General features: G+C 59.0%; 16 protein-coding genes and 1 tRNA gene. 10 read left to right on the top strand and 7 right to left on the bottom strand.

Annotation, left to right across the window (positions count from 1 at the left end):
- Positions 1–7 precede the first annotated feature (7 nt).
- Entirely contained in the window at positions 8–313 is a 306-nt protein-coding gene (locus tag ATI02_RS21045) for a YkgJ family cysteine cluster protein (protein ID WP_095190613.1), read from the top strand.
- A gap of 149 nt (positions 314–462) precedes the next feature.
- On the opposite strand, the gene ATI02_RS21035 is transcribed toward ATI02_RS21045, so the two are convergent.
- The 6 genes from ATI02_RS21035 to hemA all read right to left on the bottom strand — a co-directional run bounded on the left by ATI02_RS21035 (position 463) and on the right by hemA (position 5824).
- On the bottom strand, positions 463–981 hold the full coding sequence (locus tag ATI02_RS21035) for an acyloxyacyl hydrolase (RefSeq protein WP_095190614.1): 519 nt from the start codon (positions 979–981) through the stop codon (positions 463–465).
- Between the two features lie 113 nt (positions 982–1094).
- Complete coding sequence (gene murI / locus ATI02_RS21030; protein ID WP_100847227.1) at positions 1095–1886, bottom strand: glutamate racemase; 792 nt, start codon at positions 1884–1886, stop codon at positions 1095–1097.
- Complete coding sequence (locus ATI02_RS21025) at positions 1879–2634, bottom strand: molybdopterin-synthase adenylyltransferase MoeB (RefSeq protein ID WP_095190615.1); 756 nt, start codon at positions 2632–2634, stop codon at positions 1879–1881. Before ATI02_RS21025 ends, murI begins: the two co-directional genes overlap by 8 nt.
- A complete protein-coding gene (gene prmC, locus ATI02_RS21020; RefSeq protein WP_100847226.1) occupies positions 2628–3458 on the bottom strand; it encodes a peptide chain release factor N(5)-glutamine methyltransferase in 831 nt (276 codons plus the stop codon). The genes ATI02_RS21025 and prmC overlap by 7 nt, the downstream gene beginning before the upstream one ends.
- Positions 3459–4541 carry a peptide chain release factor 1 gene (gene prfA / locus ATI02_RS21015; protein WP_095190617.1) on the bottom strand — a complete coding sequence of 361 codons (1083 nt, stop codon included), beginning with the start codon at positions 4539–4541 and terminating at the stop codon, positions 3459–3461.
- A complete protein-coding gene (gene hemA / locus ATI02_RS21010; protein ID WP_007951716.1) occupies positions 4538–5824 on the bottom strand; it encodes a glutamyl-tRNA reductase in 1287 nt (428 codons plus the stop codon). The genes prfA and hemA overlap by 4 nt, the downstream gene beginning before the upstream one ends.
- 182 nt (positions 5825–6006) lie before the next feature.
- On the opposite strand from hemA, the gene ATI02_RS21005 reads away from it, so the two are divergent.
- From ATI02_RS21005 to ychF, 8 genes are all read left to right on the top strand, one after another.
- Positions 6007–7731, top strand: coding sequence for a tetratricopeptide repeat protein (locus ATI02_RS21005; RefSeq protein WP_100847225.1), 1725 nt, complete (start codon positions 6007–6009; stop codon positions 7729–7731).
- A 3-nt stretch (positions 7732–7734) separates the two neighbouring features.
- On the top strand, positions 7735–8352 hold the full coding sequence (gene lolB, locus ATI02_RS21000; protein ID WP_095190620.1) for a lipoprotein insertase outer membrane protein LolB: 618 nt from the start codon (positions 7735–7737) through the stop codon (positions 8350–8352).
- Between the two features lie 3 nt (positions 8353–8355).
- On the top strand, positions 8356–9207 hold the full coding sequence (ispE, locus tag ATI02_RS20995; RefSeq protein WP_100847224.1) for a 4-(cytidine 5'-diphospho)-2-C-methyl-D-erythritol kinase: 852 nt from the start codon (positions 8356–8358) through the stop codon (positions 9205–9207).
- 36 nt (positions 9208–9243) lie between these two features.
- Positions 9244–9318: transfer RNA gene (locus ATI02_RS20990), tRNA-Gln, on the top strand.
- 45 nt (positions 9319–9363) lie between these two features.
- The gene (locus ATI02_RS20985; RefSeq protein WP_003171603.1) at positions 9364–10305 is read left to right on the top strand and encodes a ribose-phosphate pyrophosphokinase; all 942 of its coding nucleotides are present in this window, start codon (positions 9364–9366) and stop codon (positions 10303–10305) included.
- Positions 10306–10447: 142 nt separating this feature from the next.
- Positions 10448–11050, top strand: a complete 603-nt coding sequence (locus ATI02_RS20980) for a 50S ribosomal protein L25/general stress protein Ctc (protein ID WP_025109353.1) — start codon at positions 10448–10450, stop codon at positions 11048–11050.
- Between the two features lie 169 nt (positions 11051–11219).
- Positions 11220–11804 (top strand): aminoacyl-tRNA hydrolase, encoded by a 585-nt coding sequence (pth, locus tag ATI02_RS20975; RefSeq protein ID WP_095190623.1) that lies wholly within the window; start codon positions 11220–11222, stop codon positions 11802–11804.
- 22 nt (positions 11805–11826) lie between these two features.
- Positions 11827–12927 (top strand): redox-regulated ATPase YchF, encoded by a 1101-nt coding sequence (gene ychF, locus ATI02_RS20970; protein WP_095190624.1) that lies wholly within the window; start codon positions 11827–11829, stop codon positions 12925–12927.
- Positions 12928–13119: 192 nt separating this feature from the next.
- On the opposite strand, the gene ATI02_RS20965 is transcribed toward ychF, so the two are convergent.
- Positions 13120–14337, bottom strand: coding sequence for an MFS transporter (locus ATI02_RS20965; protein WP_100847223.1), 1218 nt, complete (start codon positions 14335–14337; stop codon positions 13120–13122).
- 438 nt (positions 14338–14775) lie between these two features.
- On the opposite strand from ATI02_RS20965, the gene ATI02_RS20960 reads away from it, so the two are divergent.
- Positions 14776–16833 carry a methyl-accepting chemotaxis protein gene (locus ATI02_RS20960; protein WP_100847222.1) on the top strand — a complete coding sequence of 686 codons (2058 nt, stop codon included), beginning with the start codon at positions 14776–14778 and terminating at the stop codon, positions 16831–16833.
- Positions 16834–16916 lie beyond the last annotated feature (83 nt).

The raw sequence follows: 16916 nt of genomic DNA, 5'->3' as shown, positions 1-16916 counted from the left end.
GCCGGCCATGAAAACCATTCCCCACCAGCAAATCACCGAACCGGCGGTCACCTGTTCGACTTGCGCAGCGTGCTGCTGCCAGCTCGAAGTGATGCTGATCACCGACACCGGCGTGCCTGATCGCTTTATCGATACCGATGAGTGGGGCGGCGAAGTGATGCTGCGTCTGGACGACGGCTGGTGTGCGGCACTGGATCGCGACACGATGATGTGCACGATCTATGAGAAGCGTCCGCTGATTTGTCGCGAGTTCGAGATGGGCTCACCCGAGTGCATCGAAGAGCGCCAGGGTATCGCCACGGTATACCGCTGATCCCGCCCCCCCCCCAAAAAAAACCAAATGTGGGAGCGGGCTTGCTCGCGAAAGCGGTGGGTCAATCAACTCACCTGTCGACTGATACACCCTATTCGCGAGCAAGCCCGCTCCCACAAGGTTTGATGCAGGCTGTTGGAACGTCGTTCTTACAGTGGCATCGTGTAATGCAGCGCGTAGCTTTCTACACCGTCGTTGTCGCTGGCCAGGCCGGCGTTGGAATAGTGCGTCGCACGAATCCCGACTTCATGCCCGCCATTGAAACGCAGACCAAACCCGATACGGTCTTCGAACTGGAAGGAGCCGCCGAGATTGTTCGATTCGTATTGGGTGTTGGAGAACGCCGCTACACCAATCCCCGCCTCGATATACGGTTTGACCGACTGACCGGCAAACTCGTAAACGAATACAGGCGAGAACGACAGGCTGTTGTTGCTGGACGTCTTGTCACCTTCCCAGTAGGTATAGGCGCCACTCCAGTAACCGGTCAGGCGACCGACGTCACTCTGTAGCCAGCTCTTGTCCCAGTCAAAATTCATCCCCAGGCGATAAGTCATGGTCGAATCGCTGGTAGCACCGACGGCGAATTCAACGCCGGCAGCTTGTGCAGTAATGCTTTGCCCCATCAGTGCGGCCGCAATCGCGGCCAAGCAGAATAGTCGCTTCACTTTGAAACTTCCCTTTCCGGAACGATCGTTTGGTTTTTAAGGTGATTCAACGCTATAGAAATCTGCGCTCGAACAGAAGTTCAGCCGATTTCCATGTTTGTTTCACATTATTTTTACAAATCGAAGGGTTTTACGCTGCCAGACGAATGCCACAGCACAGGAAGGACTTTTCTGAAATGACCCGGATCGGCGCTGGTCCAGAATTTCGTCGCTTGACTTGGCCCCTCGGCGAGCAGATTGCGCTCGACCAATAAGCGCTGAAGTTGCCGCGCCACAGCGGCGCCGGTATCGATCAGGCTGATGTCCGCGGGGATCATCGACTTGAGCATCGGCTTGAGAAAGGGATAGTGCGTGCAGCCGAGAATAATGGTGTCGCAACCCTTGGCCAGCAGCGGATCGACATAGCTTTGCAGCAACTGGCGCAACTCGGCGCTGTGCAGATCGCCACTTTCGATCAACTCGACCAGACCCGGACACGGTTGCGTAATCACGCGCACATCAGTGGCAAAGCGGTCGAGCAAAGCGGCGAACTTGGCACTTTGCAAGGTGCCAGTGGTGGCCAGTACGCCGACCACACCACTGCGAGTTGCTGCGGCCGCCGGTTTCACCGCTGGCTCCATGCCAACGATCGGCCAGTCGGGAAAGTCACGGCGCAGATCGGCAGCAGCCGCTACCGTCGCGGTATTGCAGGCGACCACCAAAGCCTTGGCGCCCTGCTCGCGGAAAAAACCGGCCATCACGCTGCAACGCTGGCGGATGAATTCCGGAGTTTTCTCACCATAAGGAATGTGCCCGCAATCGGCGAAATACAGCAGTGACTCATTGGGCAGCAAGCGCTGGATTTCCGCCAATACCGACAAGCCGCCGACACCGGAATCGAACACGCCGACCGGCGCCTCACGCATGGTGCGCCCCACAGACACTGCAACCTGGATCACGCTTGACTCGCAACTCGCGGAAACGCGAGCCCAAGGCATCGATCAACAGCAAACGGCCAACCAGCGGCTCACCGAAGCCGACCAAGACTTTCAACGCCTCAAGCGCCTGCAGACTGCCGACCAGCCCCACCAGCGGCCCGATCACGCCGGCCTCGCTGCAGGTCAGTTCGGCTTCGCTGCCGTGGCCGTACAGACAGTGGTAGCACGGGCTCTCGGCGCGACGCGGATCGAAGACGGAGAGCTGCCCTTCCAGGCGAATCGCCGCACCGCTGACCAACGGTTTACGCGCAGCCACACACGCGGCGTTGACCGCTTCGCGGGTGGAAAAATTATCGGAACAATCGAGCACCAGATCCACCGCCGCCACAACGGCGGCAAGGGAATCCTCATCCAGCGCCTGACGATGAGCGACCAGGTTGATCTCGGGATTGATCGCCCCCAGACGCTTGAGCGCCGAGTCGACCTTGCTCATGCCGACGCTGTCGGTGTCATGAATGATCTGGCGTTGCAGGTTGGTCAGATCGACCGTGTCGAAATCCGCCAGATGCAGTTCGCCGACACCTGCCGCCGCCAGATACAAGGCAACCGGCGCACCCAGACCGCCGAGACCGACGATCAGCACGCGGCTTTCCTTGAGCTTCAATTGCCCATCGATGTCGATGTGTTGCAGCAGAATCTGCCGGCTGTAGCGCAGCAACTCCTGATCATTCAGCACGGCAGGCGCCCCAGGCTGATGCGTTGATGGCCGCCCAGATCGGTACGGCTGTGGACTTCTTCGAAACCACGAGTGATCAACAGATCGCGCACGGCTTCGGCTTGATCATAGCCGTGTTCGAGCATCAGCCAGCCACCGGCGTCCAGATGATCCGGCGCCTGGGTGACGATCAGACGCAGATCGTCGAGCCCATCCTCACCGGCCACCAGCGCACTGGCCGGTTCGAAGCGCACATCGCCTTCGACCAGATGCGGATCGGCGGACGCGATGTACGGCGGGTTGCTGATGATCAGCTCAAAACGCTGGCCTTCAAGGGCGCTGAACCAATGGCTGCTCAGCACGATGGCGTTGTTCAGGCTCAGGCGCTGGCGATTGCGCTCGGCCAGGGCCACGGCTTCCAGAATGCGATCCACCGCAGTAACCTGCCACGCCGGACGCTCACTGGCCAGAGCCAGGGCAATCGCGCCGCTACCAGTACCGAGGTCGAGGACTTTGGCCGGGGTCGCGGGCAATAACTCCAACGCTGCTTCCACCAGCAGTTCAGTGTCGGGGCGCGGGATCAGCGTATGCGGCGCGACTTCCAGATCAAGTTTCCAGAAACCTTGCTGACCAAGAATGTAAGCCACTGGCTCGCCGCCACGACGACGTTGCAGGTAGGCAGCAAAGGTCTGCGCGGCTTCCGTTGGCACAATGCGCTCGGGCCAGGTGTGGAGAAAACTGCGCGACTTACCCAGCGCCGCCGCCAGAAGCAGTTCGGCGTCCAGACGCGCGGTGGGCGAGTCCGGCAGTTCGGCGGCGCGCAACAGGCTGGCAATGATGGTCATTTATTCACCTATCGCAGCGAGTTGGTCAGCCTGGTATTCGGCCAGCAACGGCTCGATCACCGCCTCCACGCCGCCGGCGAGAATTTCATCGAGCGAGTACAGGGTCAGGTTGACGCGATGGTCGGTGACCCGGCCTTGAGCATAGTTATAGGTGCGAATGCGCTCGGAACGATCACCGGAACCGACGAGCAATTTACGCTCGCTGGCGATTGCATTGGCCGCCGCGGCGGTTTGCTGATCGTTGAGCTTGGCCGACAGCCACGCCATCGCCCGGGCACGGTTCTTGTGCTGGGAGCGCTCTTCCTGACACTCGACGACGGTGCCGGTCGGTATGTGCGTGATGCGGATCGCCGAGTCGGTGGTGTTGACGTGCTGACCGCCGGCTCCGGAGGAGCGGAACGTGTCGACGCGCAAATCCGCCGGGTTGATCTCGATGGCTTCGCGCTCGTCCGGCTCCGGCAATACCGCCACGGTGCAGGCCGAGGTATGGATACGGCCTTGGGATTCGGTGGCGGGCACACGCTGTACGCGGTGCGCGCCGGATTCGAATTTCAGCTTGCCGTAAACGTTGTCACCTTCGATGCGGGCGATGACTTCTTTATAGCCACCGTGTTCGCCTTCGTTTTCCGAGAGGATCTCCACACGCCAGCCACGGCGTTCGGCGTAACGCGAGTACATGCGGAACAGGTCGCCAGAGAAGATCGCCGCCTCGTCGCCACCGGTGCCGGCGCGAATTTCGAGAAAGACATTGCGCCCGTCGTTGGGATCCTTGGGCAGCAGCATGCGTTGCAGGTCGGATTCCAGCGTGACCAGCAATTCCTTGGCTTCGCGGACTTCTTCCACGGCCATTTCACGCATGTCCGGGTCGTTGTCCTTGAGCAGCGCCTGCGCGCCTTCAAGATCACCTTGTACGCTGAGCAGCTTTTTATAGGCGTTTACGACCGGCTCGAGTTCAGCGTATTCCTTGGAATAAGCGCGAAATTTGGCCTGATCGGAAATGACTTCGCCGTCGCCGAGCAACGCGGTCAGTTCCTCGAAACGGTCCTGGAGAACATCCAGCTTATTGAGCAGTGACGCTTTCATTGCGGTTTTTTATCCGAAAAGCTATCCGGTGAGCCCTCGAGGGCAAAGAGTTCCTGGGCCATGGCCAGCGCATCGAGGCGGCCTTCGGCAGAAAGCTTTTTCAATTGCACGCTGGGTGCGTGCAAGAGTTTATTGGTCAGGCCACGGGCCAATTGGCCGAGCACATCTTCGGCGTTGCCGCCGTTAGCCAGCAGACGCAGGGCTTTTTGCAGCTCTTCGTCGCGCAGGCGTTCGCTCTGTTGACGATAGGCCTTGAGCACGTCGACTGCCGCCAGTTCGCGCAGGCGCACCATAAAATCGTCGGCGCCGACCGAGACCATCTCTTCGGCCGCTTGCGCCGCGCCTTGGCGGCTCTTGAGGTTTTCGGCGACCACTTCGTGGAGATCGTCGACGCTATACAGGTAAACGTCGTCCAACTCGCCGACTTCCGGTTCGATGTCCCGGGGAACGGCGATGTCGACCATGAAGATCGGCTTGTGCTTGCGCAGCTTCAGCGCGCTCTCGACCGCGCCCTTGCCGAGAATCGGTAACTGACTGGCGGTCGAACTGATGACGATATCGCTGCGCACCAGTTCCGCCGGAATGTCCGAGAGCAACACCGCGTGGGCGCCGAACTGCTCGGCCAACAAGCTGGCGCGCTCCAGCGTGCGGTTGGCGACGACGATGCGCTTGACCCCCAGCTCATGCAGATGGCGGGCGACCAGGGTGATGGTCTCGCCGGCGCCGATCAGCAAGGCCTGGCTGCGTTGCAAATCACTGAAAATCTGTTTCGCCAGGCTGACCGCCGCAAACGCCACGGACACCGGGTTTTCACCGATGGCGGTGTCGGTTCGCACCTGCTTGGCGGCATTGAACGTTGCCTGAAACAGTCGCCCCAGCAGCGGGCCGATGGTGCCGGCTTCGCGGGCCACAGCGTAGGCCGATTTCATCTGGCCGAGAATCTGCGGTTCGCCCAGTACCAGCGAGTCGAGCCCGGAGGCGACGCGCATCATGTGACGAACTGCCGCATCATCTTCATGCACATAAGCACTCGCGCGCAGCTCATCGAGGCTTAAATGGTGATAGTCGGCCAGCCAGCGCAGCACGATATCGGCCGAAAGCTGATCCTGTTCTATATAAAGCTCACTGCGATTGCAGGTGGAGAGGATCGCAGCTTCGCGGCTGTCGGTCAGTCGGCAGAGCTGCTGCAAGGCCTCAACCAATTGCTCAGGGGTAAAGGCCACGCGCTCGCGGACGTCTACAGAAGCAGTCTTGTGGTTAATACCGAGTGCAAGGAAGGCCATTCAAGGTCGCTGATGGTGACGTGAAGCCGGCAATTGTCCACCTTCGCCAGATTCAGAACAACTACCGCTGACTATTGTCCCAATTGTCCGCCCCTATAATGGGCACAATTGAGACTCGGTTATGTTTGGCCGAAGGCTTGTGTCATGATGATCCGACCGCAGGTTAGTCGTCCTCTTCCTATATGAATAGATCCTCCGCGTTGCTCCTTGCTTTTGTCTTCCTCAGCGGCTGCCAGGCCCTGGCCCCCGTTGCGCCGGACGGTACGCCGTCGGTCGAAGACACCACGCCCGCGCCTGAAAAGCCAAAGGTTTACAGCTCGTTCAGCGAAGAAACCGTGTTCAGCCTGCTGAGCGCCGAACTCGCCGGCCAGCGCAATCGTTTCGACATTGCCCTGGACAACTACGTGACCCAGGCCATCAACACTCAGGATCCGGGCGTCTCCGAGCGTGCATTCCGTATCGCCGAGTACCTGGGCGCCGATCAACCGGCCCTCGATACCGCGCTGATCTGGGCGAAAAACGCCCCGGACGACCTCGAAGCGCAACGCGCCGCCGCCGTGCAACTGGCACGTGCCGGGCGTTACGACGACTCGATGGTCTATATGGAGAAAGTCCTGCAAGGCAAGGGCGATACCCATTTCGACTTCCTCGCACTGTCGGCGGCCGATACCGATCAGGAAACCCGCAACGGCCTGATGAAAAGTTTCGACCGTCTGCTGCAGCGTCACCCGAACAACAGCCAGCTGATTTTCGGCAAAGCCCTGCTCTTGCAACAGGATGGCGACAACAAAGCCGCCCTGGCCCTGCTCGAAGACAATCCGCCGGATGACGGCGAAATCGCGCCGATCCTGCTGCGTGCACGCCTGCTTCAACTGTTGAGCCGTGGCGACGAAGCCTTGCCGCTGCTGAAAAAGAACATCAAAAAATACCCGGACGACAAGCGCCTGCGCCTGACTTACGCGCGCATGCTGGTTGAACAGGACCGGATGGACGACGCCAAGGCCGAGTTCTCCAGCCTCGTTCAGCAATACCCGGAAGACGATGAACTGCGTTACTCGCTGGCTCTGGTCTGCCTGGAAGCCAAGGCCTGGGATGAGGCCAAAGGTTATCTGGAAGACCTGATCGCCCGGGAAAGTCATGTCGATTCGGCGCACCTGAACCTCGGTCGCATCGCTGAAGAGCGTAACGACCCGCAGGGCGCGTTGATCGAATATGCCCAGGTCGGCCCCGGTAATGATTATCTGCCTGCGCAATTACGTCAGGCCGATATTCTGATGAACAACGGCAAGACCGCCGAAGCACAAAGCAAACTGGCAACCGAGCGTGACGAACAACCGGATTACGCGGTCCAGTTGTACCTCATCGAATCGGAAACCCTGTCGGCCAACAAACAGGACGACAAGGCCTGGAAAGTCTTGCAGCAAGCCTTGCTGCAATACCCGGACGATCTGAACCTGCTGTACACCCGGGCCATGCTGGCGGAAAAACGCAATGACCTGGCGCAGATGGAAAAAGACCTGCGCCTGATCATCAAGCGTGATCCGGACAACGCCATGGCGCTGAACGCTTTGGGCTACACCCTGTCTGACCGTACGACCCGCTACGCTGAAGCCAAGGCACTCATCGAGCAGGCACACAAGATCAATCCGGAAGACCCGGCGGTACTCGACAGCCTTGGCTGGGTGAACTATCGCATGGGCAATCTGGACGACGCCGAAAAATATCTGCGTCAGGCGCTGGAGCGTTTCCCGGACCACGAAGTCGCCGCACATTTGGGCGAAGTGTTGTGGACCAAGGGCAACCAGCGCGAAGCCAAACAAATCTGGGGCAAATTCCTCAAGGATCAGCCCGACAGCACCATTCTGCGCAGCACCATCAAGCGCCTGACCGGATCAGAGACTCTTTAACTCATGTTTTTGCGCCACGTTATTGTTTTCAGCTTCATCGCCCTGCTCGCCGGTTGCGCGGGCTTCGGCGCTCGTGAATCGGTCGAGGGCCACGGCAGCCCCGCTCAATGGGCCGCGAACAAACAGCAACTGACCGGCCTCGATGGCTGGCAGATTGACGGCAAGATCGGCATCCGTGCCCCGAAAGACTCCGGTAGCGGCACGTTGTTCTGGCTGCAACGTCAGGACTATTACGACATTCGTCTGTCGGGTCCGCTGGGCCGTGGCGCGGCACGCCTGACCGGGCGTCCGGGCAAGGTGTCGCTGGAAGTGGCCAATCAGGGCCGCTACGAATCGCAGTCGCCGGAAGCGCTGCTCGAAGAACAGCTTGGCTGGAAACTGCCGGTTTCGAACCTCGCCTGGTGGGTCCGTGGCCTGCCGGCACCGGACAGCAAAAGCCGTTTGAGCCTGGATGCCGACAGCCGCCTGGCCAACCTTGAACAGGATGGCTGGAAAGTCGAGTACACCGCCTACACCGAACAAAATGGTTACTGGTTGCCCGAGCGCATCAAGCTGCATGGCACTGACCTGGACGTGACGCTGGTGATCAAGACCTGGCAACCGCGCAAACTGGGGCAATAACGCATGACCGCTCCACGCCTGACCCTGCCGTCGCCGGCCAAACTCAACCTGATGCTGCACATTCTCGGTCGCCGTGAAGACGGTTATCACGAGTTGCAGACGCTGTTTCAGTTTGTCGATTACGGCGATGAAATCACTTTTGCCGTGCGCGATGACGGCGTGATCCGCCTGCACACCGAGTTCGCCGACGTGCCCCACGACAGCAACCTGATCGTGCGCGCGGCGAAAATATTGCAGGAACAATCCGACTGTTCACTTGGCATCGATATCTGGATCGACAAGGTTCTGCCCATGGGTGGCGGCATCGGTGGCGGCAGTTCGAATGCGGCGACCACTTTGCTGGGCCTCAATTATTTGTGGCAGTTGGGTTGGGATGAAGATCGACTCGCCGCACTGGGCTTGGCGCTCGGAGCCGACGTGCCGGTTTTCGTCCGTGGCCACGCGGCGTTTGCCGAGGGCGTGGGCGAAAAACTCACCCCGGTCGACCCTGAAGAACCGTGGTATCTGGTGCTCGTGCCGCAAGTCTCTGTAAGTACGGCAGAAATTTTTTCCGATCCTTTGTTGACACGTAACACGCCGCCCATTAAAGTGCGCCCCGTTCCCGAGGGAAACAGTCGAAATGACTGCTTGCCGGTGGTTGCAAGGCGTTATCCAGAAGTACGTAACGCATTGGATTTGTTAGGTAAATTTACCGAAGCAAAGCTCACCGGAACTGGAAGTTGTGTGTTTGGGGGCTTCCCAAGCAAAGCTGAAGCTGATAAAGTCTCGGCCCTTCTGACAGAGACCTTTACAGGGTTTGTAGCAAAAGGAAGCAACATTTCGATGTTGCATCGCAAGCTGCAAAGTCTGCTCTAAAGGAACCAAGTGCTCGGCACTTGATGCAACAGATACAGGGGCGTCGCCAAGCGGTAAGGCAGCAGGTTTTGATCCTGCCATGCGTTGGTTCGAATCCAGCCGCCCCTGCCATTTTCTATACTCATCCAGGTTACCCTCAGCCTCTAGGTACTGCGCGTGTCCAAGATGATGGTCTTTACGGGGAACGCTAACCCCGATCTGGCTCGGCGTGTTGTACGTCAGCTGCATATCCCTCTCGGTGACATCTCTGTCGGCAAGTTTTCCGACGGCGAAATTACTGCCGAGATCAATGAAAACGTTCGCGGTAAAGACGTTTTCATTATTCAGCCGACTTGCGCTCCGACCAACGATAACCTGATGGAACTGGTAGTGATGGCTGATGCCTTCCGCCGCTCCTCGGCTACTCGTATCACTGCTGTTATTCCTTATTTTGGTTATGCCCGTCAGGATCGCCGTCCGCGTTCCGCACGTGTGGCTATCAGCGCGAAAGTCGTCGCTGACATGCTTACCGTAGTCGGCATCGACCGTGTTCTCACGGTTGATCTGCATGCTGACCAGATTCAGGGTTTCTTCGATATTCCGGTAGATAACATCTACGGCTCCCCGGTTCTGGTGGATGACATTGAAGATCAGCGCTTCGAAAACCTGATGATCGTGTCCCCGGACATTGGTGGCGTCGTGCGTGCACGTGCTGTTGCCAAGTCGCTGGGCGTGGATCTCGGGATCATCGACAAACGCCGTGAGAAAGCCAATCACTCTGAAGTGATGCATATCATCGGTGATGTCGAAGGGCGTACCTGCATTCTGGTCGATGACATGGTCGATACCGCCGGCACTCTGTGCCACGCGGCCAAGGCCCTGAAAGAGCATGGCGCAGCCAAGGTCTTTGCCTACTGCACACACCCTGTGCTGTCGGGTCGGGCCATCGAGAATATCGAAAATTCCGTGCTGGACGAGCTGGTGGTGACTAACACCATCCCGCTGTCCGCTGCCGCACAAGCCTGTGCACGTATCCGTCAACTGGATATCGCACCGGTTGTTGCCGAAGCGGTTCGCCGCATCAGCAACGAAGAATCGATCAGCGCGATGTTCCGTTAAGGGCCCTGCCCTTCTCGAGATGTCTCGTTGACGAAAAGCGCCCCGCCCCGGCATTCCTGTCGGGGCGGGGCTTTTTTGCCCATACCGTGTTTGGCGCTGGTCGCAAACGCCACTCCGGTCATGGCTATTTTGGAGATACAAAATGAACGATTTTACTCTGAATGCTGAAGTGCGTTCCGACCTGGGGAAAGGTGCGAGCCGCCGCCTGCGTCGTCTCGCCGCTCTGGTTCCAGCTGTTGTTTACGGTGGCGAAAAAGCCCCTGAATCCATCAGCATGCTGGCCAAAGAAGTTGCCAAACTGCTCGAAAACGAAGCGGCTTACAGCCACATCATCGAGCTGAACGTTGGCGGCACCAAGCAAAACGTAATCATCAAAGCTCTGCAACGTCACCCGGCCAAAGGCCACGTGATGCACGCTGACTTCGTACGCGTTGTAGCTGGCCAGAAACTGACCGCTATCGTTCCTGTGCACTTCATCAACGAAGCTGCTCCAGTGAAGAAAGGCGGCGAGATTTCGCACGTTGTTGCTGAAATCGAAGTAACTTGCCTGCCGAAAGATCTGCCTGAGTTCATCGAAGTCGACCTGGCTAACGCTGAAATCGGTTCGATCATTCACCTCTCGGACCTCAAAGCTCCGAAAGGCGTTGAATTCGTTGCTCTGGCACACGGCGATGACAAGGCTGTTGCCAACGTCCACGCTCCACGTGTTGCTCCAGAAGCTACCGAAGAAGGCGCAGCAGAGTAATTTCACTCTGTTCGCCGGAGTGACCGGAAACATCGCGGACTGAGCGTAGCGAGAAAGCGGGCGAGAACGCGGAGTTTACATTCATGGTAAATGAGCAATTTTCGTCCACTTTCGCCGCTTTCCCGGATCGCGGCGATGTTATCCACCACTCCAAGGAAGGGCCCCTATCGTGACTGCCATCAAACTGATCGTTGGCCTGGGAAATCCAGGCGCTGAATACGAACAGACCCGGCATAACGCAGGGGCCCTTTTTGTTGAGCGCATCGCCCACGCACAGAATGTGAGTCTTGTGGCCGATCGCAAATATTTCGGCCTGACCGGGCGCTATTCGCATCAGGGTCAGGATGTTCGTCTGCTGATTCCCACCACCTACATGAACCGCAGCGGCCAGGCCGTGGCGGCACTCGCCGGTTTCTTCCGCATCAAGCCTGAAGAAATCCTGGTGGCGCACGACGAACTCGATCTGCCTCCGGGCGTCGCCAAGCTCAAGCAGGGCGGCGGCCATGGCGGTCACAACGGGTTGCGCGACATCATCGCGCAACTGGGCAATCAGAATACGTTCTACCGCCTGCGGCTTGGCATCGGCCACCCGGGCGTCGCCAGTATGGTTTCAAATTTCGTCCTGGGTCGTGCGCCACGCGCCGAACAGGAAAAACTCGATGCCAGCATCGATTTTGCCCTCGGCGTGCTGCCGGATATCCTCGCCGGTGAATGGAACCGTGCGATGAAAAACCTGCACAGCCAGAAGGCCTGACTCTTTACCGAGGGGAAACACCATGGGATTCAATTGCGGCATCGTCGGCCTGCCTAACGTCGGCAAGTCCACCCTGTTCAACGCCCTGACCAAATCCGGGATCGCGGCCGAGAACTTCCCCTTCTGCACCATCGAGCCCAATAGCGGCATCGTGCCGATGCCGGATCCGCGTCTGGAAGCCTTGGCGGCCATCGTCAATCCGAAGCGCATCCTGCCGACCACCATGGAGTTCGTCGACATCGCAGGCCTGGTAGCCGGCGCCTCGAAAGGTGAAGGCCTGGGCAACAAGTTCTTGGCCAACATCCGTGAAACCGACGCCATCGCTCACGTCGTACGCTGCTTCGAAGACGAAAACGTGATCCACGTTTCCAACAGCGTCGACCCGAAACGCGACATCGAAATCATCGACCTGGAACTGATCTTCGCCGACCTCGACAGCTGCGAGAAGCAACTGCAGAAAGTCGCGCGTAACGCCAAGGGCGGTGACAAGGACGCTGTGGTTCAGAAGGCTCTGCTGGAGCAACTGATCGCGCACTTCACCGAAGCCAAGCCGGCACGCAGCCTGATGAAGAACATGAGCACTGACGAAAAGGCAGTGATCAAGGGCTTCCACCTGCTGACCACCAAACCGGTCATGTACATCGCCAACGTCGCTGAAGACGGTTTCGAGAACAACCCGCACCTGGACGTGGTTCGCGCCATCGCCGAAGAAGAAGGCGCCATAGTTGTTCCGGTCTGCAACAAGATCGAAGCAGAAATCGCCGAGCTGGATGACGGCGAAGAGAAAGACATGTTCCTCGAGGCCCTGGGCCTGGAAGAGCCTGGCCTGAACCGCGTGATCCGCGCCGGCTACGAAATGCTGCACCTGCAGACCTACTTCACCGCCGGTGTTGAAGAAGTCCGCGCCTGGACCGTCAAAGTCGGCGCCACCGCACCTCAGGCTGCCGGCGTGATCCACACCGACTTCGAGAAAGGCTTCATCCGCGCCGAAGTCATCGCCTACAACGACTTCATCCAGTACAAGGGCGAAGCCGGCACCAAAGAAGCCGGTAAATGGCGCCTGGAAGGCAAGGACTACATCGTTAAAGACGGCGACGTGATGCACTTCCGCTTCAACGTCTAAGCAACACCGCTCAAGAAAAAGCCGCGTTTGATACGCGGCTTTTTTGTGCCTGAAATTTATGGCTGTACGCAATTCCCCTGTGGGAGCGGGCTTGCTCGCGAAGGCGTCGTGTCAGTCAGTCAGTCAGTACATCTATAGCTGATACATCGCATTCGCGAGCAAGCCCGCTCCCACAGTTGGATTTGTGTGGCGTCAGGTCTTTTTGGTGCGTGGCAGGAAAATCGCCAGTACGCCAAATAGTGGCAGGAACGAGCAAAGGAAATACACGTACTCAATCCCGTGTACATCCGCCAGATGCCCGAGCAACGCCGCGCCAATCCCGCCGAAACCAAACATCAGACCAAAGAACACCCCGGCGATCATCCCGACATTGCCCGGTACCAGCTCTTGAGCGTACACAACGATCGCCGAGAATGCCGAAGCAAGGATGAAGCCGATCACCACGCTGAGGACGGTCGTCCAGAACAGATCGACATGGGGCATGAGCAGCGTAAACGGCGCCACGCCGAGGATCGAAAACCAGATCACTGCCTTACGTCCGATCTTGTCGCCAATCGGCCCACCGAAGAAGGTCCCCGCCGCCACCGCGCCAAGAAACAGGAACAAGTGCAACTGCGAGCTGGCCACCGACAAATCGAACTTCTCGATCAGGTAGAACGTGAAATAGCTCGTGAGACTGGCCATGTAGAAATACTTGGAAAACACCAGCAAACCGAGCACCACCAACGCACTGGTCACCCTGCCCTTCGATAGCCCGTGAGTCGCCGCCTGGCCTGCCTTGAGCTTGAACAGGTTCAAGTGATGGGCGTACCAGCGACTGATGCGGTACAGCACGAACAGCGCAAATACCGCGAACAAACCGAACCACGCCACATTGCCCTGACCGAACGGAATGATGATCGCTGCCGCCAGCAACGGACCAAATGCGGAACCGGCGTTACCACCCACCTGGAAGGTCGATTGCGCCAGACCGAAACGCCCCCCTGAGGCCAGCCGCGCAATCCGCGACGCCTCCGGGTGAAACGTCGAGGAGCCGATACCGATCAGCGCCGCCGCCAGCAGAATCAATGGAAAACTGCCGACCATCGACATCATCACGATGCCAATCAGCGTGCAGATCGAACCGGCCGGCAATAGCCACGGCTTCGGATGCCGATCGGTGTGATAACCGACCCACGGCTGCAACAACGAGGCAGTCAGTTGAAAGGTCAAAGTGATCAGGCCGACCTGAGTAAAGGTCAGGCCGTAATTGGCCTTGAGCATCGGGTAGATCGACGGCAGCACCGACTGGATCAGGTCGTTGATCAAATGCGCCAGCGCCACCGCGCCGATGATACGCATCACCAGTGGACTGCTTTGGGGAGCCGCGGGCGCCGAAGCAGCGGCGGTCTGAGCGTTGCTGATAGCCATGGAAGTTTCCGGACAGCAGATGGGTGCCCGCAGGCAGGTGCGTCAATGTGCCATTTTTCGGTGCGCCAGCGCCATCCCCTTAGCCAGCTAACTATTAAACTGACCGAATCCTGTAGGCGCTGCCGAAGGCTGCGATCTGTTGATCTTGCTTCTAAAAACAGATCAAAAGATCGCAGCCTTCGGCAGCGCCTACAGGGGGGAAATCTGATATCTGGCATATAGGTGATAGCGCAACGCCATGGTCTGAATCTTGCCTTGCTTCATCCCTTGAACGCGGCGGCCTTACCAAGGGTGCCGAGAATGGGAAGTTTCGCTACATAGCCGGCCTACAGAGCGGGCGAGAGTGAACTTTCGAGGCCTTTTAGCAGGGCACAACGTCAACGTCGTCAGACCGCAATGCACGCCGATGGTGCGTGGTGTCCAGAGGAGTCATGGGGCATGCAGGCTTTCCTTTCACCGGGGATCAAATTGCTGGGGCGGTTTGGCTTCGCAGGTAAATTCCAGTTGTTGTTTCTGCTGTTCATTCTGCCGTTGGCCGGCAGCCTGTTGATGATCGGCCAGGACTATCGCGACAAGCTCAATCTGATTTCCGGCGAACGTGCCGGTGTACGGCAGTTGCTCGCACTCGATGCGCTGGACAACTTGCTCGCCGCGCAACGTGACCGCGCCGCCCGTTGGCGCGCCACCGAAACCAATCGCCAACCGACGCCGGCGACGCTTGCCGCCATGGGCGCGTTCGATGCAGTACAACCGGCTGTTCTGCAAGCCACCACAGACTTGGGCAACGCTCTGAAAAATGAAGGAGCGCAAGGCGAAACCCTCACCCGTTATCAAGCGCTGCAAACCGCACTCAATGGTCTGGATTCGAAAAGCCTGAGCAGCGTCGGTTGGTGGCCGGACGGTTACGACCGTTTCACCAATGCGCTGAGCGCTCTGCAAGCGTTGCGCGAGCAGATCGTCATGGACAATCGCCTGACCCTCGCACCGTGGCTGGAAACCTATCTGTTGACGCAAATTTCCACCCAGCACGCGCCGGACTTGATCGAACGCGTCGGTCGCCTCGCTGCGGTCGGTCAGGCCTCGGTCGTCTCCGGCCAGTTCACCCTGCAAAGCCGTCTGCAATTACGCGACCTGCGCAGCCGTATCGGCGACGCTCGCGAACAACTGGTCAAAACCGCCACGCTGCTGGAAGCACGCCTGCCGAAAGATCAGCAGAGCTGGGCCAGCCAATACCACGACAGCCTCAAACACCTCGACAGCGGTCTGAAGGTGCTGGATGACGGCGTGTTCGGCGGCAGCATCAACCTCAAACCGGACGACTTCGAGCGCAGCCTCGACGCCTTGCTGACCGACCTCGCCGCCCTGCGCCAACAGTCATTGGTATCGCTGGATCAGCGTCTCGATGCCTACCACGGCTCGGCGATCCGCCAGTTCATCCTCGTCGCGGCGATATTCGGCTGTCTGCTGCTCGCGGCGCTGTATCTGTTCATCTGCCTGCAAGCTTCAATCCGCCGCAGTGCCAGCGGCATCACCCTGCTCGCCGAAGCCCTGCGCGATGGCAACCTGAGCCTGCAGGTGCCGGTGGTGGGGCGTGATGAGCTTGCGGCGATCAGCACTGCGCTCAACGTTGCCGTGGTGCAACTGCGCAGCAGTATGCTCGGTGTCGATCACGAGACTTCGCAATTGAGCAACGCCGTGCGCAGCCTCAACGAACACTCAAGCGGCGCCCTCAGCGAAGTCGAGGCGCAGCAGTTACAGATCAGCCAGATCGCCGCTGCTGCCACGCAATTGGCCGCGACCTCGCAAGGCGTGGCGCAGAGTTGCGAGCAGGCGTCCGGCAGCGCCCAGCACACCCGGCGCATCGCGGCTGACAGCAGCCGTGACAGCCAGCGCACCACGGCGAGTATTCAGCAGCTCAATCAGCGTTTGAATGAAACGGCTGCGGCGTTGGGTCGGGTCAGTGAACAAGGTCAGCAGATTCAATTGGTGGTCGACACCATTCGCGGCGTCGCCGAGCAAACCAACCTGTTGGCGCTCAACGCGGCCATCGAGGCTGCTCGCGCGGGTGAACAAGGTCGCGGCTTTGCCGTGGTCGCTGACGAAGTGCGCAGCCTGTCACAACGCACGCAGTCGTCCACCGCGCAGATCGCCAGCACGGTCGACAGCTTGCGCGCTACGGTCAACGAGGCCGTGAGCTTGATGGAAGCCGCTTGCGGCCAGGCGCAAACCGATGCCGAGTCGGTCACCGGTCTCGGTGAACGCCTGGGAGAAATTGCCTGCGCCGTGCAGAGCGTCACCGACACCCTCGCGCAGATCGCCACGGCGGTGGAAGAGCAAGCGAGCACCGCCGATGAGGTCAGCGGCAATATCCAGCAGGTCGATCAGGCCGCAGTGCGTTTGCTTGAAGGTGCGCGGGCGGTGAATCTGGCGGCGGACACCCTGAGCCAGGGCAGCCATGCGTTGAGCGCCAATACCGCGAGATTCCAGCTACGTTGACGCCCTGCCCGGCCCGGATTTCCCGGGCTGGGGGATAAGCGGTTGAAAATAAGAAGAAATATTTTAAATTTACGCTTGACGCT

The sequence above is a fragment of the Pseudomonas baetica genome, assembly GCF_002813455.1.
Taxonomy (GTDB): domain Bacteria; phylum Pseudomonadota; class Gammaproteobacteria; order Pseudomonadales; family Pseudomonadaceae; genus Aquipseudomonas; species Aquipseudomonas baetica.
The sequence above is the reverse complement of the archived record's forward strand: the minus strand, read 5'-3'. Positions and strand labels throughout refer to the sequence as shown.

Excerpts from the sequence above, each read along its gene's own strand:
- ATI02_RS21045 (WP_095190613.1), top strand. The coding sequence starts at position 8 with ATGAAAACCATTCCCCACCAGCAAATCACCGAACCGGCGGTCACCTGT.
- murI (WP_100847227.1), bottom strand. The coding sequence starts at position 1,886 with ATGCGTGAGGCGCCGGTCGGCGTGTTCGATTCCGGTGTCGGCGGCTTG.
- prmC (WP_100847226.1), bottom strand. The coding sequence starts at position 3,458 with ATGACCATCATTGCCAGCCTGTTGCGCGCCGCCGAACTGCCGGACTCG.
- prfA (WP_095190617.1), bottom strand. The coding sequence starts at position 4,541 with ATGAAAGCGTCACTGCTCAATAAGCTGGATGTTCTCCAGGACCGTTTC.
- hemA (WP_007951716.1), bottom strand. The coding sequence starts at position 5,824 with ATGGCCTTCCTTGCACTCGGTATTAACCACAAGACTGCTTCTGTAGAC.
- ATI02_RS21005 (WP_100847225.1), top strand. The coding sequence starts at position 6,007 with ATGAATAGATCCTCCGCGTTGCTCCTTGCTTTTGTCTTCCTCAGCGGC.
- lolB (WP_095190620.1), top strand. The coding sequence starts at position 7,735 with ATGTTTTTGCGCCACGTTATTGTTTTCAGCTTCATCGCCCTGCTCGCC.
- ispE (WP_100847224.1), top strand. The coding sequence starts at position 8,356 with ATGACCGCTCCACGCCTGACCCTGCCGTCGCCGGCCAAACTCAACCTG.
- ATI02_RS20980 (WP_025109353.1), top strand. The coding sequence starts at position 10,448 with ATGAACGATTTTACTCTGAATGCTGAAGTGCGTTCCGACCTGGGGAAA.
- ychF (WP_095190624.1), top strand. The coding sequence starts at position 11,827 with ATGGGATTCAATTGCGGCATCGTCGGCCTGCCTAACGTCGGCAAGTCC.
- ATI02_RS20965 (WP_100847223.1), bottom strand. The coding sequence starts at position 14,337 with ATGGCTATCAGCAACGCTCAGACCGCCGCTGCTTCGGCGCCCGCGGCT.
- ATI02_RS20960 (WP_100847222.1), top strand. The coding sequence starts at position 14,776 with ATGCAGGCTTTCCTTTCACCGGGGATCAAATTGCTGGGGCGGTTTGGC.